This window comes from Bordetella genomosp. 13 (assembly GCF_007679965.1).
Lineage (GTDB): Bacteria > Pseudomonadota > Gammaproteobacteria > Burkholderiales > Burkholderiaceae_B > Bordetella.
Map to the genome: position 1 here is coordinate 487,583 of NZ_VEHL01000003.1, position 18,091 is coordinate 505,673.

Genomic DNA, 18,091 nt, shown 5'->3' on the forward strand with positions numbered 1-18,091 from the left:
CGAGAAATGGGTGCCTTCTTTGACTGGGATGTTGGTGGAGCGGAGGAGGATCGAACTCCCGACCTTCGCATTGCGAACGCGACGCTCTCCCAGCTGAGCTACCGCCCCATCAAGCAAGAGCAGGACTATACCTGATTTTCAACTCAGGCGCCACCCAGTTCCAGCGTCGCCACCACCGGCGTATGGTCCGACGGTTGCTCGTTGCGACGCGGTTCCTTGTCGATGACGCAGGCCGTGCAGGCCTTCATCAGCGAGTCGGTCAGCAAGATGTGGTCGATGCGCAGGCCGGCGTTGCGGCGGAACGCGAACTGGCGGTAGTCCCACCAGCTGAAGGACTTCTCGGGCTGTTCGAACTGGCGGAACGAATCCGTCAGGCCCAGGTCGAGCAGGGCGCGGAAGGCCGAGCGTTCGGGCTCGGACACCAGCACCTGCCCCACCCACTTCTCGGGGTTGTGCACGTCCTCGTCGGCGGGCGCCACGTTGTAGTCGCCCAGGATGGCCAGGCGCGGATGCGCGGCCATCTCTTCCTGCAGCCAGCGCTTCAGCTCAGAGAACCACTCCAGCTTGTAGATGTATTTTTCCGACTCCAGCGACTGGCCGTTGGGACAGTAGGCGCAGATGACGCGCACGTCGCCCGCCGGGCTGGGCAGCGTCACCGCGACCACGCGCTGCTGCAGGTCTTCGTAGCCGGGAATGTTGCGCACGACGTCGCGGGCAGGTTCGCGCGACAGGATGGCCACGCCGTTGTACGTCTTCTGGCCCGTGAAGGCGGCGTGATAGCCGATTTCGGTGAAGGCGGCCGTGGGAAATTTGTCGTCCGACAGCTTCAGTTCCTGGATGCACAGCGCATCGACGGGATTGGCCGACAGCCAGTCCAGTACCTGCGGCAGGCGGACGTTGAGGGAATTGACGTTCCAGGTGGCTAGCTTCATGTGACGCGAGGGTGTGCTTGGGATGCGCCATGGTAACAGCCAGGTGGCGTGTCCGTTCGCGGGCACAGCGCATGCTGGCTGCGCGCAGTACCCCGTAAAATGGGCGATCGCCGCGTTGGAAGCGAAGCGCGTGCCGGTTGTCCCGAGAACACAGGAGAGCTGCAATGGACAAGAATGTTCACTACGACGCCAAACAGGATCTGGTCGTTTTCTGCATGCAAGGCGAGACCAGCGAATGGGTGGAGGCGGCCGTGACGGGGCAGGCGCTGGCCGAGGCGTACGGCTGCGGGGAAGGCGAGGCGGCGCGCTTGAAGGCCTTTGCGGACAATGAAACGCACATCCGCAACCGCGCGGAACAGCTGCTGGACGAAGCGATGGAGCCGCTGGTCAAGGCGGAGGACCTGGCGCCGCACAACCGGCCGGGCAGCAGGAAGGAAGCGGTGCGCAGCATCGGCGAGGACAGCGCGGGGTCGGTCGACTGATATGCCTGGTCCGGCCTTCACGGATCGCGTGATCTCTACACGCCGGGTTGACCTGGCAGCGGTGTGCGCGACGGCGCTCTGGACAGTTTGCGGTCCCGCGCAAACCGCCACGTCCGCCCGGCAAGACGGGCAGACGCTGCCCGGCGACGTCCGCACCTTCATCGAGCGCCGCGAACGGTGCGATCACTTTCGCGGTGAAGACCCCACCGACGACAAGCGCTTCGAGGAGATTTCGGCCGCGCTGGACCGCTATTGCACCGGCACGGATGCGGAGCTGAAGAAGCTCAAGGCCGCCTACAAGGGCGACGCGGCGGTGCAGAAGGCGCTGTCAGCCTACGAGCCGGACATCGAATAGGAATCCGGGCTGCGTCCATCAACGGGATGTCTTGCCCGCCCGTTTCTGCTCGTACATCGACGCATCCGCATCCGCCAGCAACGCCTGCACCGACGCATGCCGTTGCGGGTCGTACGTCATCTGGCCCATGCTGTACTTGATGTCGTAGCCGCGCTGCAGCGACCGGTTCTTCTCGTCCAGCGACTCTTGCAGCCGCGCCGCGATCCGCTCGACGTCGCTGCCGCTGGCGTCCACCAGCAGCACCACGAACTCGTCGCCGCCCAGCCGCGCGATCACGTCCATGTTGCGCAGCGAGCTGCGCAGCACCGCGGCGAAGGTCACCAGCGCCCGGTCTCCTTCGGCGTGTCCGAAGCGGTCGTTGATGGGCTTGAATTCATTCAGGTCGAAGAACAGCAGGGTGGCCGACTTCTCCATGCGCAGGCAGAAGCTCAGCGCGTGCATGGCCAGGGTCTCGAAGCCCGCCCGGTTGGACAGCCCCGTCAGCGGATCCGTGCCGGCCAGCTTCAGGCTGGACAGTTCTTCCTGGACCATGTTGGCCAGGTCACGCAGCAAGCCCTGATTCTCTTCATCCATGATGCGCGGCTCAAAGTCCAGCAGGCACAGGGTGCCCAGCTTGCTGCCATCGGGCGCGGACAACGGGCAACCCGCATAGAAGCGGATGCGCGGGTCGCCGGACACCAGCGGATTGTCGTGGAAGCGTTCGTCCTGCCGGGCGTCCGGCACGAGCATGACGTTGTCGCTGAGGATGGCGTGGCCGCAGAAGGAGACGTCGCGCGGCGTCTGCGGCACATCCAGCCCCATGCGCGACTTGAACCACTGTCGATCGGTGTCGATCAGGCTGACCAGCGACACCGGCACGCCGAACAGGCGGCGGGCCATGCGGGTGTAGCGGTCGAAGCGTTCTTCGGGCAGCGTATCGAGGATATTGAGGGAACGAAGCGCCGCGATGCGCGCTTTTTCGTCGGCCGGAACGGGCGCAGCCTGCATGACACATACCTCTACTGGCGGTGACGTGTGATGGAGCAGCCTGCGCGGCGCAAGGCACCCGGCAAGGCATACTCGCTGTACTTGCCGCCATTCTAGTTCATGGTGACGGACCCGCTGTTTGCTGAAAACTCCCGTTTCATCCGGAAACGGTCAAGCCTGCGAAGGCCGCAGTGTCGCGAAAGGCTCACATCCTCAAGCGTGATAGCGTTTTCACGTGGATGGCGGGGCCCCGGACGCCTACAATTCGCCACCGGTCCGCTCGCCGTAGGTCGGCGCTGCCGGGTGCGCGTCCAAACAATAATGAACCGAATCTCCCTCCGTCCCGACCTGCGCCACCTCATCCTCTGGGCGTCGCTGGTCATCTTCGCCCTGGCACTGGTCAACACGTTCCTGGCCGCGTACCGCGTCCAGCAAAGCGCATTGCTGACGACCACGCTGGAACTGAACCGTGTCTACGCCAACAAAGTGGCGCAGGCGACGGACGTGTTCCTGGACGGCGCGCGGCAGCTGCTGGGGGCCGGCGCGGACGAACTGGGCGGCCGGACGGACCTGTACGGCCAGTCGGCCAAGCTGGTGGTCGGCCGGCTGTCGCGCGTCACCAATACCTTCAATTCGCTGCTGGTGGTCGACCGGTATGGCACCGTGCTGGCCACCATCCCGCCCACGCTGGGCCTGCTGGGCACGGTGCTGCAGAGCGACGAGGTGCGCCGCATCCTCGGCGCGAAGGCGCCGCTGACGTCCCAGCCGTTTCGCGCGGTCACCGGCCGCTGGGTCGTCACGATCTCGCATCCGATCTTCGACGCCGACGACAACTACGCCGGCGCGCTGATCGGCACCATCTACCTGCACGAGCAGAATGCCCTGCACACGGTGCTGGCCGAACACGACTTCACGGACGGCTCGGTGCTGTACGTGGTCGACAAGGGCGGCCGTGTGCTCTATCACCCCGACATCGCCAAGGTCGGCGAGCAGGTCGCCAGAACGCCCGCCGTGCTGGTGGCGCAGTCGGTGAAGACCGGCTCGTCCCGGGTGCGGGACGAGCACGACACGGATGAACTGGCCGGCTATTCCCGCATCACTTCCACGGGCTGGACGGTGATCGCCCAGCGGCCGACGGCGATGGCGCTGGACGTGGTCGAGGCGCTGTTCCTGCGCATGTTCCTGTTCTCGCTGCCCATCATCGCGCTGTGCCTGGCGGGCATCTGGTGGCTGGCGCAATTCGTGTCGGTGCCGCTGCGCACGCTGGCCGACGCGGCCGGCGAGCTGGGTTCCAACCAGGCCACGGACCAGATCCGCGGCGTCAACGGCTGGTATTTCGAGGTCGAACAGCTGCGCGGCGCGATGCTGCGCGCGGCCAGCGCAGTGGCCGGACGCATCGGCCGGCTCAAGCGCGAGCGCGCCTCGGATCCGCTGACGGGCCTCTTGAACCGGCGCGGCGCGGACGAGGCCCTGGGCGAGGCGCGCCACCAGGGCGTGCCGATGGCCGTGGTGCTGCTGGACGTCGACAATTTCAAGCAGATCAACGACACGCGCGGCCATGCGGCCGGCGACGAGGTGCTGCGCGGCCTGGCCGACGTGGTGCGCGCCCAGGTGCGCGAGGACGACATCGCCGCGCGCATGGGCGGCGAGGAGTTGGCCGTGTTCGTGCCCGGCGTGGACCGCGCGGACGGCCTGGGCTTCGCCGAACGCCTGCGCGCGGCGGTGCAGGCGCAGCTGGGCGGCGTCACCGTGTCGATCGGCGTGGCGCGCTGGCCCGACCACGGCTCGACCATGGAAGCGGTGTTCGCGCAGGCCGATCAGGCCATGTACGACGCCAAGCGCGCGGGCAAGAACTGCGTGCGCGGCGCGCCGTAGCGCGCGAACCGCGTTCCGCTGTTCAGGCCGGCACCACGTAATCCGGATAGCGGCTGCAGATCTCGTCGACCTGGCTCAGCGTGCCCGACAGGTGCTCGCGCAACGCCTGCTGCGCGCCCGCCACGTCCTGCGCGGCGATGGCGTCGACGATGCGCTGGTGGTCGCGCAGGATGCGCTCGGCCTTGCCCTTCTCGGGCAGGTGCAGCCGGCGCAAGCGGTCCACGTGGCCGCTGTAGCGTTGTTCCAGGTCCCACAGGCTGGCAACGCCGGCGGCATCGTGCATCTCGCGATGGAAGGCCTGGTCGGCGGCGATGAAGCGCTGGTAGCGCTCGGGCCCCAGATTGGCGCGCTGCACGTCGATGTGCGCCTGCAGGCGGTCGACCAGCGCCGGGTCCGCCCGGCCTGCCAACTGGTGGACGATCTCCAGTTCCAGCGAGCGGCGCAGGAAATGCGCCTGGCGCGCGGCGGCGATGTCGATGCGGCTGACGGCCGTGGTGTGCTGCGGGAAGATGTCGACCAGGCCCTCGTCTCGCAGCTGGCTGAGCGCGTCGCGGATGGGCGTCTGGCTCAGGCCGAACGCCTCGGCCAGTTCGCCGCGCGACAGCACGGCGCCGGGTGCCAGTTCCAGAGACATGATGAGGTCGCGCAGTTTCTCGAACACCTGCGGGGCAGCGTGGCGCGAGCGGTCCAGGCGCAGGTCGGCGGGCAGGGTGTCCAGCAAAGGCATAGGCGAAAAGAAGCGGGGAAATGCCCGGATTGTACCCAGGCCCTCCTGCATTGACGTACTAATATATTAGTGTTTCAATAATCGTCGTTGCTGATCAACCCACCGCACACGCCATGACACGTTCCTACGAAGACCTGCGCAGCGCCCGTTGGATGGCGCACGACGACCTGCGTTCTTTCGGCCACCGCTCGCGCATGATGCAGATGGGCTATGGCCCGCAGGACTGGGTGGGCCGCCCGGTCATCGCCATCATCAACACCTGGTCCGACCTCAATCCCTGTCACAGCCACTTCAAGCAACGGGTGGAGGACGTCAAGCGCGGCGTGTTCCAGGCGGGCGGGTTCCCGGTGGAGCTGCCGGCCATCTCGGTGTCGGAGTCCATGGTCAAGCCCACCACCATGCTGTACCGCAATTTCCTGGCCATGGAAACCGAGGAATTGCTGCGCAGCCATCCCGTGGACGGCGCGGTGCTGATGGGTGGCTGCGACAAGACCACGCCGGGCCTGATCATGGGCGCCATCAGCGCCAACCTGCCGTGCGTCTACGTGCCCGCGGGCCCCATGCTGCGGGGCAACTGGAAGGGCAAGATCCTGGGCTCGGGGTCGGACGCCTGGAAGCTGTGGGACGAGCGCCGCGCCGGCAACCTCACCACGGCAGAATGGACCGAGGTGGAAGGCGGCATCGCGCGTAGCTACGGCACCTGCATGACGATGGGCACGGCCAGCACCATGACGGCCATCGCCGAGGCCATCGGCATGACGCTGCCGGGCGCCTCGTCCATTCCCGCGGCCGACGTCAACCACATGCGCATGTCGGCCGAATGCGGCCGGCGCGCGGTGCAGATGGTGTGGGAAGACCTGACGCCGCAGCGCATTCTGACGCCGGCTTCGTTCCACAACGCCATCAACGTGGCCATGGCCATGGGCTGTTCTACCAACGCCATCGTGCACCTGGTGGCCATGTCGCGCAGGGCCGGCTGCGCGGTGGGACTGGACGACTTCGACGCCGCCAGCCGCAAGGTGCCGGTGATCGCCAACATCCGGCCCAGCGGCAGCACCTACCTGATGGAAGACTTCTTCTACGCGGGCGGACTGCCCGGCCTGATGACCCGCCTGGCGGACAGGCACCTCGACCTGACGGCCATGACCGTCACCGGCCGCACGCTGGGCGAGAACCTGCGGGGCGCCGAGGTCTACAACGACGACGTGATCCGTCCGCTGGACAACGCCATCTACGACGAGGGCGCGCTGGCGGTGCTGCGCGGCAACCTGGCGCCGGACGGTTGCGTGATCAAGCCCAGCGCCTGCGCGCCGCAATACCTGCGGCACACGGGGCCCGCGCTGGTGTTCGACGACTATCCCAGCATGAAGGCGGCGGTGGACGACGAAGACCTGGAGGTCACCGCCGACCACATCATGATCCTGCGCAACGCGGGGCCGCAGGGCGGGCCGGGCATGCCCGAGTGGGGCATGCTGCCCATTCCCACCAAGCTGGTGAAGCAGGGCGTGCGCGACATGCTGCGCCTGTCGGATGCCCGCATGAGCGGCACCAGCTACGGCGCCTGCATCCTGCACGCCGCGCCCGAGTCGTACGTGGGCGGGCCGCTGGCCCTGGTGCGCACCGGCGACCTGATCACGGTGGACGTGCCGGCGCGCCGTATCCACCTGAACGTCAGCGACGAGGAACTGGCCGCGCGCCGCGCCGCCTGGACGCCGCCGCCGCGCCGCTACGAGCGCGGCTACGGATGGATGTACAGCCAGCACATCCTGCAGGCCAACGACGGCTGCGACTTCGATTTCCTGGAGACCGGCTTCGGCGCGCCGGTGCCCGAACCTTCCATCTTCTGACTCCCGGGCGCGGGCCACGTCCGCGCCGCCATGGACAAACACCGGAGACACCGTGTCCCAGCTCAATCCCCAAACGCGCGCCCGGCTGATGGGCGTCAGCACCGCCACGCTGTGCACCGCGCTGTTCAAGCGCGGGCTGCGCAACCAGTTCATCCAGGACGTGCGCCCGCTCAATGCCGCGCTGCCCAACATGGTCGGCCCGGCCTACACACTGCGCTACATCCCGGCGCGCGAAGACCTGAACACCATCAAGGTATTCGAGGACCGCTCGCATCCGCAGCGCGTCGCCGTGGAGACCTGCCCCGAGGGCGCCGTGCTGGTGATCGACAGCCGCAAGGACGCGCGCGCGGCGTCGGCCGGCGGCATCCTGGTCACCCGGCTGATGAAGCGCGGCGTGGCGGGCGTGGTCACCGACGGCGGGTTCCGCGATTCGCCCGAGATCGCCACGCTGGCCATGCCGGCCTACCACCACCGTCCGTCGGCGCCGACCAACCTGACGCTGCACCAGGCCATGGACATCAACCTGCCCATCGGCTGCGGCGACGTGGCCGTGTTCCCGGGCGACGTGGTGGTGGGCGACGGCGAGGGCGTGGTGGTCATTCCCGCCGGCATCGCCGACGAGATCGCGGTCGAGGCCGTGGAGATGACGGCCTTCGAGGATTTCGTGACCGACGAAGTGCGGCAGGGCGCGTCGGTGCTGGGCCTGTACCCGCCCACCGATCCGGCCACGCGCGAGAAGTTCGCGCAGTGGCGTGCGAGGCAGGGGCGCTGATGACGTGATTCCGCCGCGGCGCGGGCCGGCCGGCCCGGCGCCGCGGCGCTTTTCCGCAGTACCGGCCGGCGTCGCCCCGCGGCGGCCGGCCACACCCATATCTACAAAACACCGGAGACAACTCATGCAACCCACCCGCTACGTGCTGGCCGCCGCTCTGGCTGCCGTCCTGGCCGCGACAGCCCCGTCCGCGCAGGCCGCCGACTGGCCAGGCCAGAAACCCATCAGCTACGTCGTGCCCTTCACCGTGGGCGGTTCGACCGACGTCGTCGGCCGCGTGCTGGCCCAGAAACTGGGCGACCGCCTGCACCAGAGCGTGGTGGTCGAGAACAAGCCCGGCGCGGCCGGCGGCATCGGCGCCGCCTACGTGGCCAAGGCCACGCCGGACGGCTATACGCTGTTCGGCGGCACGATCAGCACGCACGCCATCAACGCCAGCCTGTACAAGAGCCTGAAGTACGACCCGGTGAAGGACTTCGAGCCGGTTTCGCTGGTGGCCACGCTGCCCAACGTGCTGCTGGTCGATCCCAACCTGGGCGTGAACTCGGTGGCAGACCTGATCGCGCTGCTCAAGCGCGACCCGACCAAGCGCACCTTCGCCTCGTCGGGCGCGGGCACGTCCACCCACCTGACGGGCGAACTGTTCGCCGGCATGATCGGCGTGCCGCTGACCCACGTGCCCTACAAGGGCACGCCGCCGGCCATGGTGGACGTGTCGTCCGGCGCGGTCACCTTTATGTTCGACCAGATGACGGCCGCGCTGCCGCTGCTGCAGACCGGCAAGCTGAAGCTGCTGGCCGTCACCACGAAGAACCGCATCAAGCTCTCGCCCGAGACCCCCACGATGGAAGAGGCGGGCGTGCCGGGCTTCGACGTGGCGTCCTGGCAGGCGGTGTACGCGCCCAAGGGCACGCCCAAGACCGTGGTCGACCGGCTGTCGCAGGAGATCGCCGCGATCCTGAAGGAGCCGGACGTGCAGGAGAAGCTGGGCAGGACCATGGGCATGGAGCTGGTGGGCAGCACGCCCGAGCAGCTGCGCGACCTGATGGCGGCCGAGATTCCGCGCTGGGCCGAGGTGGTGAAGAAGTCGGGCGCCAGCGTCGACTGACTCGCGGGCGGCCCCCCGGTCCACGGCATGCGGCGGGCCGGGGCATGAAGCGGGCGGGCAGGGCGGCTGGCGTTTCTGCCCATTGCCCGCGTCGTCATCAGCCGTTACGATCGGCGTTCGCCCGGCAGCCCGCATCGGCGCTAGGTTGCCGGCCTGTGCGTAGCATGCCTGTATCCGGAGCCCGTCCCGCATGCGCCGAAAGGTATTCATCGTCGCGGGTTGCCTGGCCATCTGCGCGGCGATCCTTCCATTGGTCGCCACGGTGCAGTTCTCGCGCGTGCGGGCCAACGAGGCCGAGCTTCGGCATCTGTCCGAGTACGCCACCTGGACCGCGCAGCGTGCCGATGCCAATCTGTCGCAGGGCCGCAAGCTGCTCGACGACATCGAGAAAGAGAACTGGGACGAGTGCTCGCCCGAGCACATCGCACGCATGCGGCAACTGGCGGTCGCATCCTCGTACATCGCCGAAGTCGGCTTCTTCCAGAACGACCTGCTGGCCTGCACCAGCTGGGGCGTGGTCATGCAGCGCATCCCGTTCGGCGAGCTCGACGCCACGCTGCCCGACGGCTTCGGCCTGCACGTGGGCCACGATGCGCTGGTGTCGCAGGCCGGGCCGATGCTGGCGCTCAGCAAGGGCAGCCACAACGTGCTGATCCGGCCGCAGCAACTGGTGGATGTGCTGCGCGACACGCACATGACCCTGGGCATCGCCACCGAGAACGGCAAGCTGATCGCCATGTCCGGCGAGGCCGATCCCGGCCTGGTGCGCGCGCTGCTCGCGCATCCCGCCAACGGCATGGACGCCGACCATTTCTATGCCAGCGAGAACCGCCGGGGGCTGACGGTGTTCGCGATCTCCGAGCGCGCCGCGATCCGGCAGCGGCTGGACCGCGAATTGTGGACGTTGGTGCCGCTGGGCATGCTGGCCTCGGTGGCGCTGCTGGCGCTGGTGGTCTGGATGTCGCGGCAGCGCCTGTCGCCACGCGGCGAACTGGTGATCGCCATCAAGAAGCGCGAGTTCGTCGCGCACTACCAGCCCATCATCGAGCTGTCGACGGGCCTGTGCGTGGGCGGCGAAGCGCTGGTGCGCTGGCAGCGGCCGGACGGCTCGCTGGTGCCGCCCAACGTCTTCATCCCCCTGGCGGAGCAGGTGGGGCTGATCACCCGCATCACCGACCTGGTGATCGAACGGGTCGTGCAGGACCTCGCCAGGACGCTGGCGCAGGAGCCCGGCATGCACGTCTCCATCAACATCTCGTCCAGCGACATCGAGAGCGGGCGTTTCCTGCCCGTGCTGGCGCGCACGCTGCAACGCTACGGCGTCGATCCCGAGCAGATCTGGCTGGAGGCGACCGAGCGCGGCTTCATCCATGCCAAGGCGGCCCGCAAGACCATCGAGGCGGCGCGCGCGGCGGGCCACGTGGTCGCCATCGACGATTTCGGCACGGGCTATTCCAGCCTGTCGATGCTGGAGCAGCTGCCGCTGGACACCCTGAAGATCGACAAGACCTTCGTCGACGCCATCGGCAAGGAAGCCGCGACCAGCGTGGTCACGCCGCACATCATCGAGATGGCGCAGGGCCTGCGGCTGCGCATCGTGGCGGAAGGGGTCGAGACGGCCGAGCAGGAAGCCTATCTGCGCGAAGCGGGCGTCGACTACGCGCAGGGCTGGCTGTATGCCAAGGCATTGGCGCCGGCGGAGTTCATCGATTTCTACGACCGCCGCAACGGCGGCGGGGCGCCGGCCAAGGGTTAGCGCGGCGGGCGCCATCGAGGTCCTGGCCTCCGAGCGGCGCGAGGGCGATCTGGCGGGCTGCGCGGCGCTTTGGCGCCGAACCGGTCTTGCGCCGGCGGCGGCTTGAGCGGATTAATCGGCTTGATCGGCCTGGGCGGCGGCACCTGCCGGCGCGCCGGCCAGGATGTGCTGCATCAGTTCCCTCACATAGCCGGGCAGGTCGTCGTCGGCCCGCACGCCCAGCACCAGCGAACGATGGGCCCAGGCATCGGCCAGGGCCACGCGGCGAATGCCGGCCGCGCGGCCGTAGCGCAGCGCCGCGGCCTGCGGCACCACGCCGATCCCGATGCCCTGGCCCACCATGCGGCACACGGCCTCGAAACTGCGCAGCCGGATGCGGTAGGCCAACGGCTTGCCCGCGCGCCGCGCATGCCCGGCCACGTGCGCCTGCAACGCGCTGCTTTCCTCCAGCCCCACGAAGTCCAGGTGCGCGACGTCGGCCAGGCTGACGCGTGCGCGTTGCGCCAGCGCGTGGCCGCGCGCCACGATCAGCGTCAGCGGGTCGGGGCGATAGGGGTGGACCTGCAATCCGGACAGGTCAGCGGTATCGGCGATCACGCCGAGGTCGCACAGGCCGGCGCGCAGCGCATCGGCGATGTCGCGGCTGACGCGCTCTTCCAGGTCGATGGAGATGGCCGGGTGGCGCGCCAGGAAGGCGGCCAGCGCCTCGGGCAGGTATTCGCTGAGCGCCGAGGTGTTGCACTGCAGGCGCACGTGCCCCTTCAGGCCGTGGCCGTATTGCTGCAGGTCGCCGCGCAGGCGGTCCATCTGCAGCAGCACCGTGCGGGCATGGTGCGCCAGCGTGCGGCCCGCGGGGGTCAGGTTGACGCCGCGCCGGTTGCGCGTCATCAGGGGCACGCCCAGCGCGTCCTCCATGCCCCGGATGCGCTCGCTGGCGGCCGCCAGCGTCATGTGCGAGCGCGCCGCGGCCGCCGTGATGGTGCCGGTCTCCTGGACGTCCAGGCACAGCCGCAGGTCGGTCAGGTCGAAGCGCATGGCGGGCAGCGTAGCATGGCAAAATAGGCTGGCGAGGCAGGGCGTCAGGGCCGCGGGAGATCCGCTTCCTGTGCTTTCCGGCCTCGAGGGCGCCTAGGCCCGTTCGCGCCGCCTCGTTCCATCGGGTTCGTTACGGGATGCCTCGGCCTGTTCGAGGCGCCTCGTCCCATCAGCCCGTTTCAAGGCCCTCGCGGCCCCTGCGCATGACGACATCCGATACCCCCGCGCCCGCCGCCGGCCCGCGCATCACCATCCAATACTGCACGCAATGCCAGTGGCTGCTGCGCGCGGCCTGGATGGGGCAGGAACTGCTGTCCACGTTCGCCACCGACCTGGGCGAGGTGGCCCTGCTGCCAGGCACCGGCGGCGTGTTCCGCATCCATTACGACGGCCAGCTGCTGTGGGACCGCGTGACGGACGGGGGCTTTCCGGACGCCAAGGTGCTCAAGCAGCGGGTGCGCGACCGGCTGGATCCGCAGCGCGACCTGGGACACATCGACAGGAAGAAGGCGGGCGACCACACGGGCGGGTGAAGGCGCGCGGTCCCCGAGCCGTGCCATGCCGTTCAGGCCGGCTGCGACCATTCCTCGGGCAGGCTGCTCTGCGTCAGCGTGGACACGAAGGCCGCAGTGCGCGGATCGCGCGGCTGCGTGAACAGCTGGCGCGGCGCGCCGGCCTCGACCACCTGGCCGGCTTCCAAGAAGACGACCTGCTGCGCGATGGCCGCGGCCAGGCGCAGGTCGTGGGTGGCCATCAGCATGGTCATGCCCTCCGCCGCCAGGCGGCGCAGCACGTCCACTACCTCGCCCGCCAGGGAAGGGTCCAGCGCCGAAGTCGGCTCGTCGCACAGCAGCACGCGCGGCGAGGGCGCCAGCGCGCGGGCGATGGCCACGCGCTGCTGCTGGCCGCCCGACAGCGTGGCCGGCCAGGCGTCGGCCTTGGCGGCCAGGCCCACTTTTTCCAGCAGGTCCAGCGCCCGCTGGCGCGCGCGCGGCTTGTCCCACTTCTGCACGGTGACCAGTCCTTCCATGACGTTGGCCGCCGCCGTCTGGTGCGGGAACAACTGGAAGTTCTGGAACACCATGCCGGTCTGGCGGCGGATGCGCTGCACGGCCTCGCCCGCGGGGCGCTGGGCGCTGAAGCGCAGCGTTTCCTCGCCCAGCGTCAGCGTGCCGGCCTCGGGCACTTCCAGCAGGTTCACGCAGCGCAGCAGCGTGCTCTTGCCGCTGCCCGACGGGCCGATCAGCGCGGTGACGCTGCCTTCGGGGATGTCGACGTCCACGCCGTGCAGCACGCGGTTGCCGTCGAAGGTCTTGGTGATGCCTTGCAGGCGGATCATCGCAGGTTTCCCGAGAAGGCCGCGTGCTGTCCGTAGCGCCGTTCCAGGCGGGTCTGCAGGACGGACAGCACCGAGCTGAAGGCCAGGTAGATCACGGCCGCCTCGACGTACAGCACCAACGGCTCGTAGGTGACCGCCGCGATGCGCTGGGCGGCCTGGAATATCTCGGGCACGGTGATGACCGCGGCCAGCGAGGTGTCCTTCACCAGCGATATGAAGGAGTTCGCCAGCGGCGGCACCGCCACGCGCGCGGCCTGCGGCAGGATGGTGCGCCGCATGGCCTGGCCGCGCGTCATGCTCAGCGAATAGGCGGCTTCCCACTGGCCCTTCGAGATGGATTCGATGGCCGCGCGGATGACTTCCGAGTTGTAGGCGCCGACGTTCAGCGTGAAGCCGATCAGCGCCGCCGGCAGCGGATCGAGCACGATGCCCGCGCTGGGCAGGCCGTAGAAGATCACGAACAGCTGCACCAGCAGCGGCGTGCCCCGTACCAGCCAGACGTAGAAGCGCACCACCGCCACCAGCGGCGCCGGCCCGAACAGCCGTATCAGCGCCACCACGAAGGCCAGCATCAGGCCCGCCGCGAAGGACAGCAGGGCCAGGGGAACGGTGAAGGTCAGGCCGGCGCGCAGCAGCGGCCAGAAGGACTCTGCCATCAGCGGCAGCCACGCTGGCAGCAGCGACGCGTACTCGGAGAGCATCTACGGGTCGCCTGCTTACTGGGCGGCCGACAGGTCGGTGCCGAAGTACTTCTCGGAAATCTTCTTGTACGTGCCGTCCGACTTGATGGTCGCCAGCGCCTTGTTGATGGCGTCGCGCAGCTCGGGATTGTTCTTGCGCAGCAGCACGCCCGACGAGTTCAGGTCCTTGCCTTCGGCGTAGGCCACGGCCTTGATCGGCGCGTTGGGCTTCTGCTTCTTGAAGTCGAGGTAGGACAGCTTGTCGTTGACGGTGGCGTCGACGCGGCGCGACAGCAGCAGGTCGACGGATTCGTTGAAGCCCTGCACCGGCACGATCTCGGCGCCGTAGCTTTGCGCCAGCTTGCCGAAGTTGCTGGTCAGCGTGTTGGCCGAACGCTTGCCCTTCAGGTCGGCGAAGGCCTTGATGTCCTTGTTGTCGTCGCGCACGACCAGCGCGGCGGGCGACGAGATGTACGCTTCCGAGAAATCGTACTTCGCCTGGCGCGCCTCGGTGATGCCGACCTGGTTGATGACCACGTCGTAGCGCTTGGCATCCAGGCCGGCGATCAGGCCGTCCCACTTGCCTTCGACGAACTCGGCCTTCACGCCCAGCTGCTGGGCGATGGCACGGCCGATCTCGACGTCGAAGCCCGTCAGGCCCGAGGCATCATGGAAAGTGAAGGGCGCATAGGTGCCTTCGGTGCCGATCTTGATGGCGCCCGCCTTCTTGATGGCGTCCAGTTCGGACTGGGCATGCGCGGCGCCCAGGGCGGCCAGTTGCATGACGCCGGCAACGAGCAGGGTACGGAAGGAGAATTTCATCGTGGAGCTCCGCGTGGACGTTCACAAAAAGGGGTAGGGCGCTCACTGTAACCAGGGCTTCATTTTTCCACAAAGAATATGGAATGATGAAATGATAACTATTGGTTATTTGTCGAGCAGGCTGCCGGGCCACGCTGGCCCGCCTCGGAAGCTGGGGCGGTGGCTGGCCCGGCCGCCGTGCCTGCGCCAGACGCGCCGCCGCCGTTCGCGCGCAACAGCCGCAATCCGTTGGCCACCACCAGCAGCGCCGCGCCCACGTCGGCGAACACCGCCATCCAGAGCGTGGCCTGCCCCGCCAGCGCCAGCACCAGGAACACGGCCTTGATGCCCAGCGCCAGGCCGATATTCTGCATCAGCACGCGATGCGTGGCGCGCGACAGGCGCACGAAGGTGCCGATCTTGCGCAGGTCGTCGTCCATCAGCGCCACGTCGGCGGTCTCGATGGCGGTGCCCGTGCCGGCCGCGCCCATGGCGAAGCCGATGTCGGCGCGGGCCAGCGCGGGGGCGTCGTTGATGCCGTCGCCGACCATGCCGATGGTCCCGGACGGTCCGAGCTTGCTCTCGATGGCGGCCAGTTTGTCCTCGGGCAGCAGGTCGCCGCGCGCCTCGTCGATGCCGGCCTGGCCGGCGACGGCGCGGGCGGTGCGGGCGTTGTCGCCGCTGAGCATCAGCGTGCGCACGCCCAGGCGGTGCAGGTCGGCGACGGCCTCGGCGCTGCCGGGCCGCAGGGTATCGGCGACCGCGGCCAGCAGCAGCACCTGGCCGTCCACGGCCAGGGCCACGGCGGTCTTGCCCTGGCTTTCCAGCGCGTCGATGCGCGCGTCCAGGTCGGGGGCCGCCACGCCGAGTTCGCGCATCAGGCGGCGGTTGCCCAGGTGGAAGGTCTCCGCGCCGATGCGGCCGCTGACGCCGCGGCCGGGCAGGGCGTTGAAGTCGTCCACGGGCAGGGCCCGCGGGGCATCGGACGCCTGCGCCAATGCGCGCGAGACGGGGTGGTCCGAGCGCGCCGCGAGGCTGACGGCGGCCTGGGAAGCGGGCGTGCCCGCCGGACTGGCGGCCACCAGGACGTTCAGGTCGGTCTGTTGCGGGGCGCCGCGCGTCAGCGTGCCGGTCTTGTCCAGCGCCAGCCACGCCAGCTTGCGGCCTTCCTCCAGGTACACGCCGCCCTTGATCAGGATGCCGCGCCGGGCGGCGACGGTCAGCCCGCTGACCACGCTGACCGGCGTGGAAATGACCAGGGCGCAAGGGCAGGCGATGATCAGCAGGGCCAGCGCCTGGTAGATGGCGTCCATCCAGGCGTGGTCCAGCAACAGCGGCGGCAGCACGGCCACCAGCAGCGCCAGGCCGACCACGGCGGGCGTGTAGATGCGCGAGAAGCGGTCGATGAAGCGCTGCGTCGGGGCGCGGGCGCCCTGGGCCTGTTCGACCGCGTGGATGATGCGGTCCAGCGTGGTGTTGCCGGCCGCGGCGGTGACGCGGTAATCGAAGCTGCCCGAGGCGTTGACGGTGCCGGCGTAGACGGGGTCGCCCGGGCCCTTGTCCACGGGCAGGCTCTCGCCGGTGATGGGCGATTGGTCCACCGCCGAGCGGCCCTCGGCCACGTCGCCGTCGGCCGCGATGCGCTCGCCGGGACGCACGCGCACCAGGTCGCCGGGCCGCAACTGCGCCGCCGGCACCTCGCCCCAGTTGCCGTCGGGCTGGCGGGCCGTCGCTGTCTGCGGCGCCAGGTCCAGCAGGCCGCGCACCGCGTTGCGGGCGCGGTCCAGCGCGCGGGCCTCGATCAGCTCGGCCACGTTGAACAGGAACATCACCATGGCGGCTTCGGGCCACTGGCCGATCAGCACGGCGCCGGTGACGGCAATGCTCATCAGCGCATTGATGTTGAGGTTCCCGTTGCGCACGGCGATCCAGCCCTTGCGATAGGTGGAGATGCCGCAGGCCAGGATGGACAGCACCGCCAGCACCGCCGTCACGGCCAGGGGCAGCGCGGCGAAGTGCGCGATCTCGGCCGCCGCCGCCAGCACGCCCGCCGTGGCCAGCATGCGCCAGCCGCGGCCGGGCGCGGGCGGCGCCGCGGCGGGCGCATCGTCCTCCAGCGGCTCGGGTGTCATGTCCAGCGAACGGATGGCGGCGGTCACCTTGTCCAGCGCCGCCTCGGCGTGCACCACCGTCAGCACGCGCTGCATCAGGTTGAAGTCCAGGGCCTGGACCTCGGGCAGGTTGCCGAGCTTGCGGCGGATCAGCGTTTCCTCGGTGGGGCAATCCATCTGCCCGATGCGCAGGCGCGAGACGCGCTGGCCGGGGCCGGCCTGCAGGGGGGAGTGCGCGGGGCGGGGAGTGGCGGCCGCGTCGTCCGCGTCGTGGTCGCAGCAGGCGTGGGAATGGCCATGGTCGTGTTCATGCGCATGGCTGTGGCCGTGATCATGTCCGTGCGAGTGGCTGTGGCCGTGATCATGTCCGTGCGAGTGGCTGTGGCCGTGATTGCCGTGCTCGTGGTCCGGATGATCGCCGCTTTGCTCACGGGCGTGCTGTTCAAGGCCTTCATGGCCGTGGGCCTCGGCGTCGCGGGCGCCATGCGGCCTGGCGGCATGGCCGCGAACGGGCTGGCTTGCGACGCCGGCCGGCCCCGGCCCGCTTGCCTGGCTCCGGCATCCTGAATAACCGGCGCAGCAGCTGTCCTGCGCGGCGGCGGGCGCGGATGACGACGGGTGGTCCGCGGAAGGTGGAATCGTTCGGGACATGGCGGTTTTCCGGTCGGGCGACGAGCCCGGATGTCTGCGATTGCCTGCATTCCACACCCTGGAGTTACTATAGGGTCAACAGGCAAATACGGCTTTGACGTCCCCCGGGAGACCTGCCTTGAAGATCGGTGAACTGGCCCGCGCGGCGGGCACGACCGTGGAAACGGTCCGCTACTACGAGAAAGAGGGCCTGCTGCCCGCGCCGCAACGCGGCCTGAACAACTATCGCAGCTATGGCCAGCCCCATCTGGAGCGGCTGAAGCTGATCCGCAACTGCCGCGCGCTGGACATGACGCAGGAAGAGATCCGCGCCATCCTGGCCCTGGCGGACAATCATGAGTCGGGCTGCGCGCCCATCAACCACCTGTTCGACGAACACATCGAGCACGTGGATGCCCGCATCGCGGAACTGACCCAGTTGCGCGGCCAGCTGACGGAACTGCGCCAGCGCTGCCTGTCCGCTCGTCCGGATGCGGAGGATTGCGGCATCCTGCATGGGCTGGCCGAAATGGAGGCCGACGAGCGGCCGGAACGGCACACGCACCTGGGATAGGCCGGGTTCGGGCCCGGTTTCGGGCCAAGTCCGGGTGGCTTCGGGTCGGGTCCGGGCGTGGATGCGGGCGCGGGGCGGCTCGGCGCCTGCAAACCCGCACG

General features: G+C 69.0%; 17 protein-coding genes, 1 tRNA gene and 1 pseudogene. 10 read left to right on the top strand and 9 right to left on the bottom strand.

The window, feature by feature from the left end:
* Positions 1-32: 32 nt before the first annotated feature.
* Both FS845_RS10955 and xth read right to left on the bottom strand, forming a co-directional pair.
* Positions 33-108, bottom strand: a tRNA-Ala gene (locus FS845_RS10955).
* Positions 109-143: 35 nt separating this feature from the next.
* The gene (gene xth, locus FS845_RS10960; protein WP_144634305.1) at positions 144-932 is read right to left on the bottom strand and encodes an exodeoxyribonuclease III; all 789 of its coding nucleotides are present in this window, start codon (positions 930-932) and stop codon (positions 144-146) included.
* A gap of 164 nt (positions 933-1,096) precedes the next feature.
* Here xth and FS845_RS10965 point away from each other — a divergent pair, with 164 nt between their 5' ends.
* Both FS845_RS10965 and FS845_RS10970 read left to right on the top strand, forming a co-directional pair.
* Complete coding sequence (locus tag FS845_RS10965; protein WP_144634308.1) at positions 1,097-1,414, top strand: DUF1488 family protein; 318 nt, start codon at positions 1,097-1,099, stop codon at positions 1,412-1,414.
* Between the two features lie 28 nt (positions 1,415-1,442).
* On the top strand, positions 1,443-1,769 hold the full coding sequence (locus FS845_RS10970; protein WP_144634311.1) for a hypothetical protein: 327 nt from the start codon (positions 1,443-1,445) through the stop codon (positions 1,767-1,769).
* Between the two features lie 18 nt (positions 1,770-1,787).
* On the opposite strand, the gene FS845_RS26910 is transcribed toward FS845_RS10970, so the two are convergent.
* Positions 1,788-2,756 (bottom strand): sensor domain-containing diguanylate cyclase, encoded by a 969-nt coding sequence (locus tag FS845_RS26910; protein WP_144634315.1) that lies wholly within the window; start codon positions 2,754-2,756, stop codon positions 1,788-1,790.
* 300 nt (positions 2,757-3,056) lie between these two features.
* On the opposite strand from FS845_RS26910, the gene FS845_RS10980 reads away from it, so the two are divergent.
* Complete coding sequence (locus FS845_RS10980; RefSeq protein ID WP_186332240.1) at positions 3,057-4,610, top strand: sensor domain-containing diguanylate cyclase; 1,554 nt, start codon at positions 3,057-3,059, stop codon at positions 4,608-4,610.
* Positions 4,611-4,632: 22 nt separating this feature from the next.
* On the opposite strand, the gene FS845_RS10985 is transcribed toward FS845_RS10980, so the two are convergent.
* Complete coding sequence (locus FS845_RS10985; RefSeq protein ID WP_144634321.1) at positions 4,633-5,337, bottom strand: GntR family transcriptional regulator; 705 nt, start codon at positions 5,335-5,337, stop codon at positions 4,633-4,635.
* A gap of 113 nt (positions 5,338-5,450) precedes the next feature.
* Between FS845_RS10985 and araD the strand changes: the two genes are divergently transcribed.
* The 4 genes from araD (at position 5,451) to FS845_RS11005 (ending at position 10,820) form a co-directional block, all read left to right on the top strand.
* Positions 5,451-7,184 carry an L-arabinonate dehydratase gene (gene araD, locus FS845_RS10990; RefSeq protein WP_144634324.1) on the top strand — a complete coding sequence of 578 codons (1,734 nt, stop codon included), beginning with the start codon at positions 5,451-5,453 and terminating at the stop codon, positions 7,182-7,184.
* 52 nt (positions 7,185-7,236) lie between these two features.
* The gene (locus FS845_RS10995; protein WP_144634327.1) at positions 7,237-7,956 is read left to right on the top strand and encodes a ribonuclease activity regulator RraA; all 720 of its coding nucleotides are present in this window, start codon (positions 7,237-7,239) and stop codon (positions 7,954-7,956) included.
* Positions 7,957-8,080: 124 nt separating this feature from the next.
* Entirely contained in the window at positions 8,081-9,064 is a 984-nt protein-coding gene (locus FS845_RS11000; protein ID WP_144634329.1) for a Bug family tripartite tricarboxylate transporter substrate binding protein, read from the top strand.
* Positions 9,065-9,254: 190 nt separating this feature from the next.
* The gene (locus tag FS845_RS11005) at positions 9,255-10,820 is read left to right on the top strand and encodes an EAL domain-containing protein (protein WP_144634332.1); all 1,566 of its coding nucleotides are present in this window, start codon (positions 9,255-9,257) and stop codon (positions 10,818-10,820) included.
* A 111-nt stretch (positions 10,821-10,931) separates the two neighbouring features.
* Here FS845_RS11005 and FS845_RS11010 read toward each other — a convergent pair whose 3' ends face one another.
* A complete protein-coding gene (locus FS845_RS11010) occupies positions 10,932-11,855 on the bottom strand; it encodes a LysR family transcriptional regulator (protein ID WP_144634335.1) in 924 nt (307 codons plus the stop codon).
* Between the two features lie 203 nt (positions 11,856-12,058).
* Between FS845_RS11010 and FS845_RS11015 the strand changes: the two genes are divergently transcribed.
* Positions 12,059-12,388, top strand: a complete 330-nt coding sequence (locus FS845_RS11015) for a SelT/SelW/SelH family protein (RefSeq protein ID WP_144634337.1) — start codon at positions 12,059-12,061, stop codon at positions 12,386-12,388.
* 32 nt (positions 12,389-12,420) lie between these two features.
* On the opposite strand, the gene FS845_RS11020 is transcribed toward FS845_RS11015, so the two are convergent.
* From FS845_RS11020 to FS845_RS11035, 4 genes and pseudogenes are all read right to left on the bottom strand, one after another.
* Positions 12,421-13,194 (bottom strand): amino acid ABC transporter ATP-binding protein, encoded by a 774-nt coding sequence (locus FS845_RS11020; RefSeq protein ID WP_144634340.1) that lies wholly within the window; start codon positions 13,192-13,194, stop codon positions 12,421-12,423.
* Positions 13,191-13,871, bottom strand: a complete 681-nt coding sequence (locus tag FS845_RS11025; protein ID WP_144634617.1) for an amino acid ABC transporter permease — start codon at positions 13,869-13,871, stop codon at positions 13,191-13,193. The genes FS845_RS11020 and FS845_RS11025 overlap by 4 nt, the downstream gene beginning before the upstream one ends.
* 39 nt (positions 13,872-13,910) lie before the next feature.
* A complete protein-coding gene (locus tag FS845_RS11030; RefSeq protein WP_144634343.1) occupies positions 13,911-14,696 on the bottom strand; it encodes an amino acid ABC transporter substrate-binding protein in 786 nt (261 codons plus the stop codon).
* Positions 14,697-14,884: 188 nt separating this feature from the next.
* Positions 14,885-17,011, bottom strand: a pseudogene (locus FS845_RS11035) (heavy metal translocating P-type ATPase); the annotation flags it as partial.
* Positions 17,012-17,077: 66 nt separating this feature from the next.
* On the opposite strand from FS845_RS11035, the gene FS845_RS26500 reads away from it, so the two are divergent.
* Complete coding sequence (locus FS845_RS26500; RefSeq protein ID WP_186332242.1) at positions 17,078-17,353, top strand: hypothetical protein; 276 nt, start codon at positions 17,078-17,080, stop codon at positions 17,351-17,353.
* A gap of 202 nt (positions 17,354-17,555) precedes the next feature.
* The gene (gene cadR, locus FS845_RS11040; protein ID WP_144634346.1) at positions 17,556-17,990 is read left to right on the top strand and encodes a Cd(II)/Pb(II)-responsive transcriptional regulator; all 435 of its coding nucleotides are present in this window, start codon (positions 17,556-17,558) and stop codon (positions 17,988-17,990) included.
* The last annotated feature ends 101 nt before the right edge of the window (positions 17,991-18,091 follow it).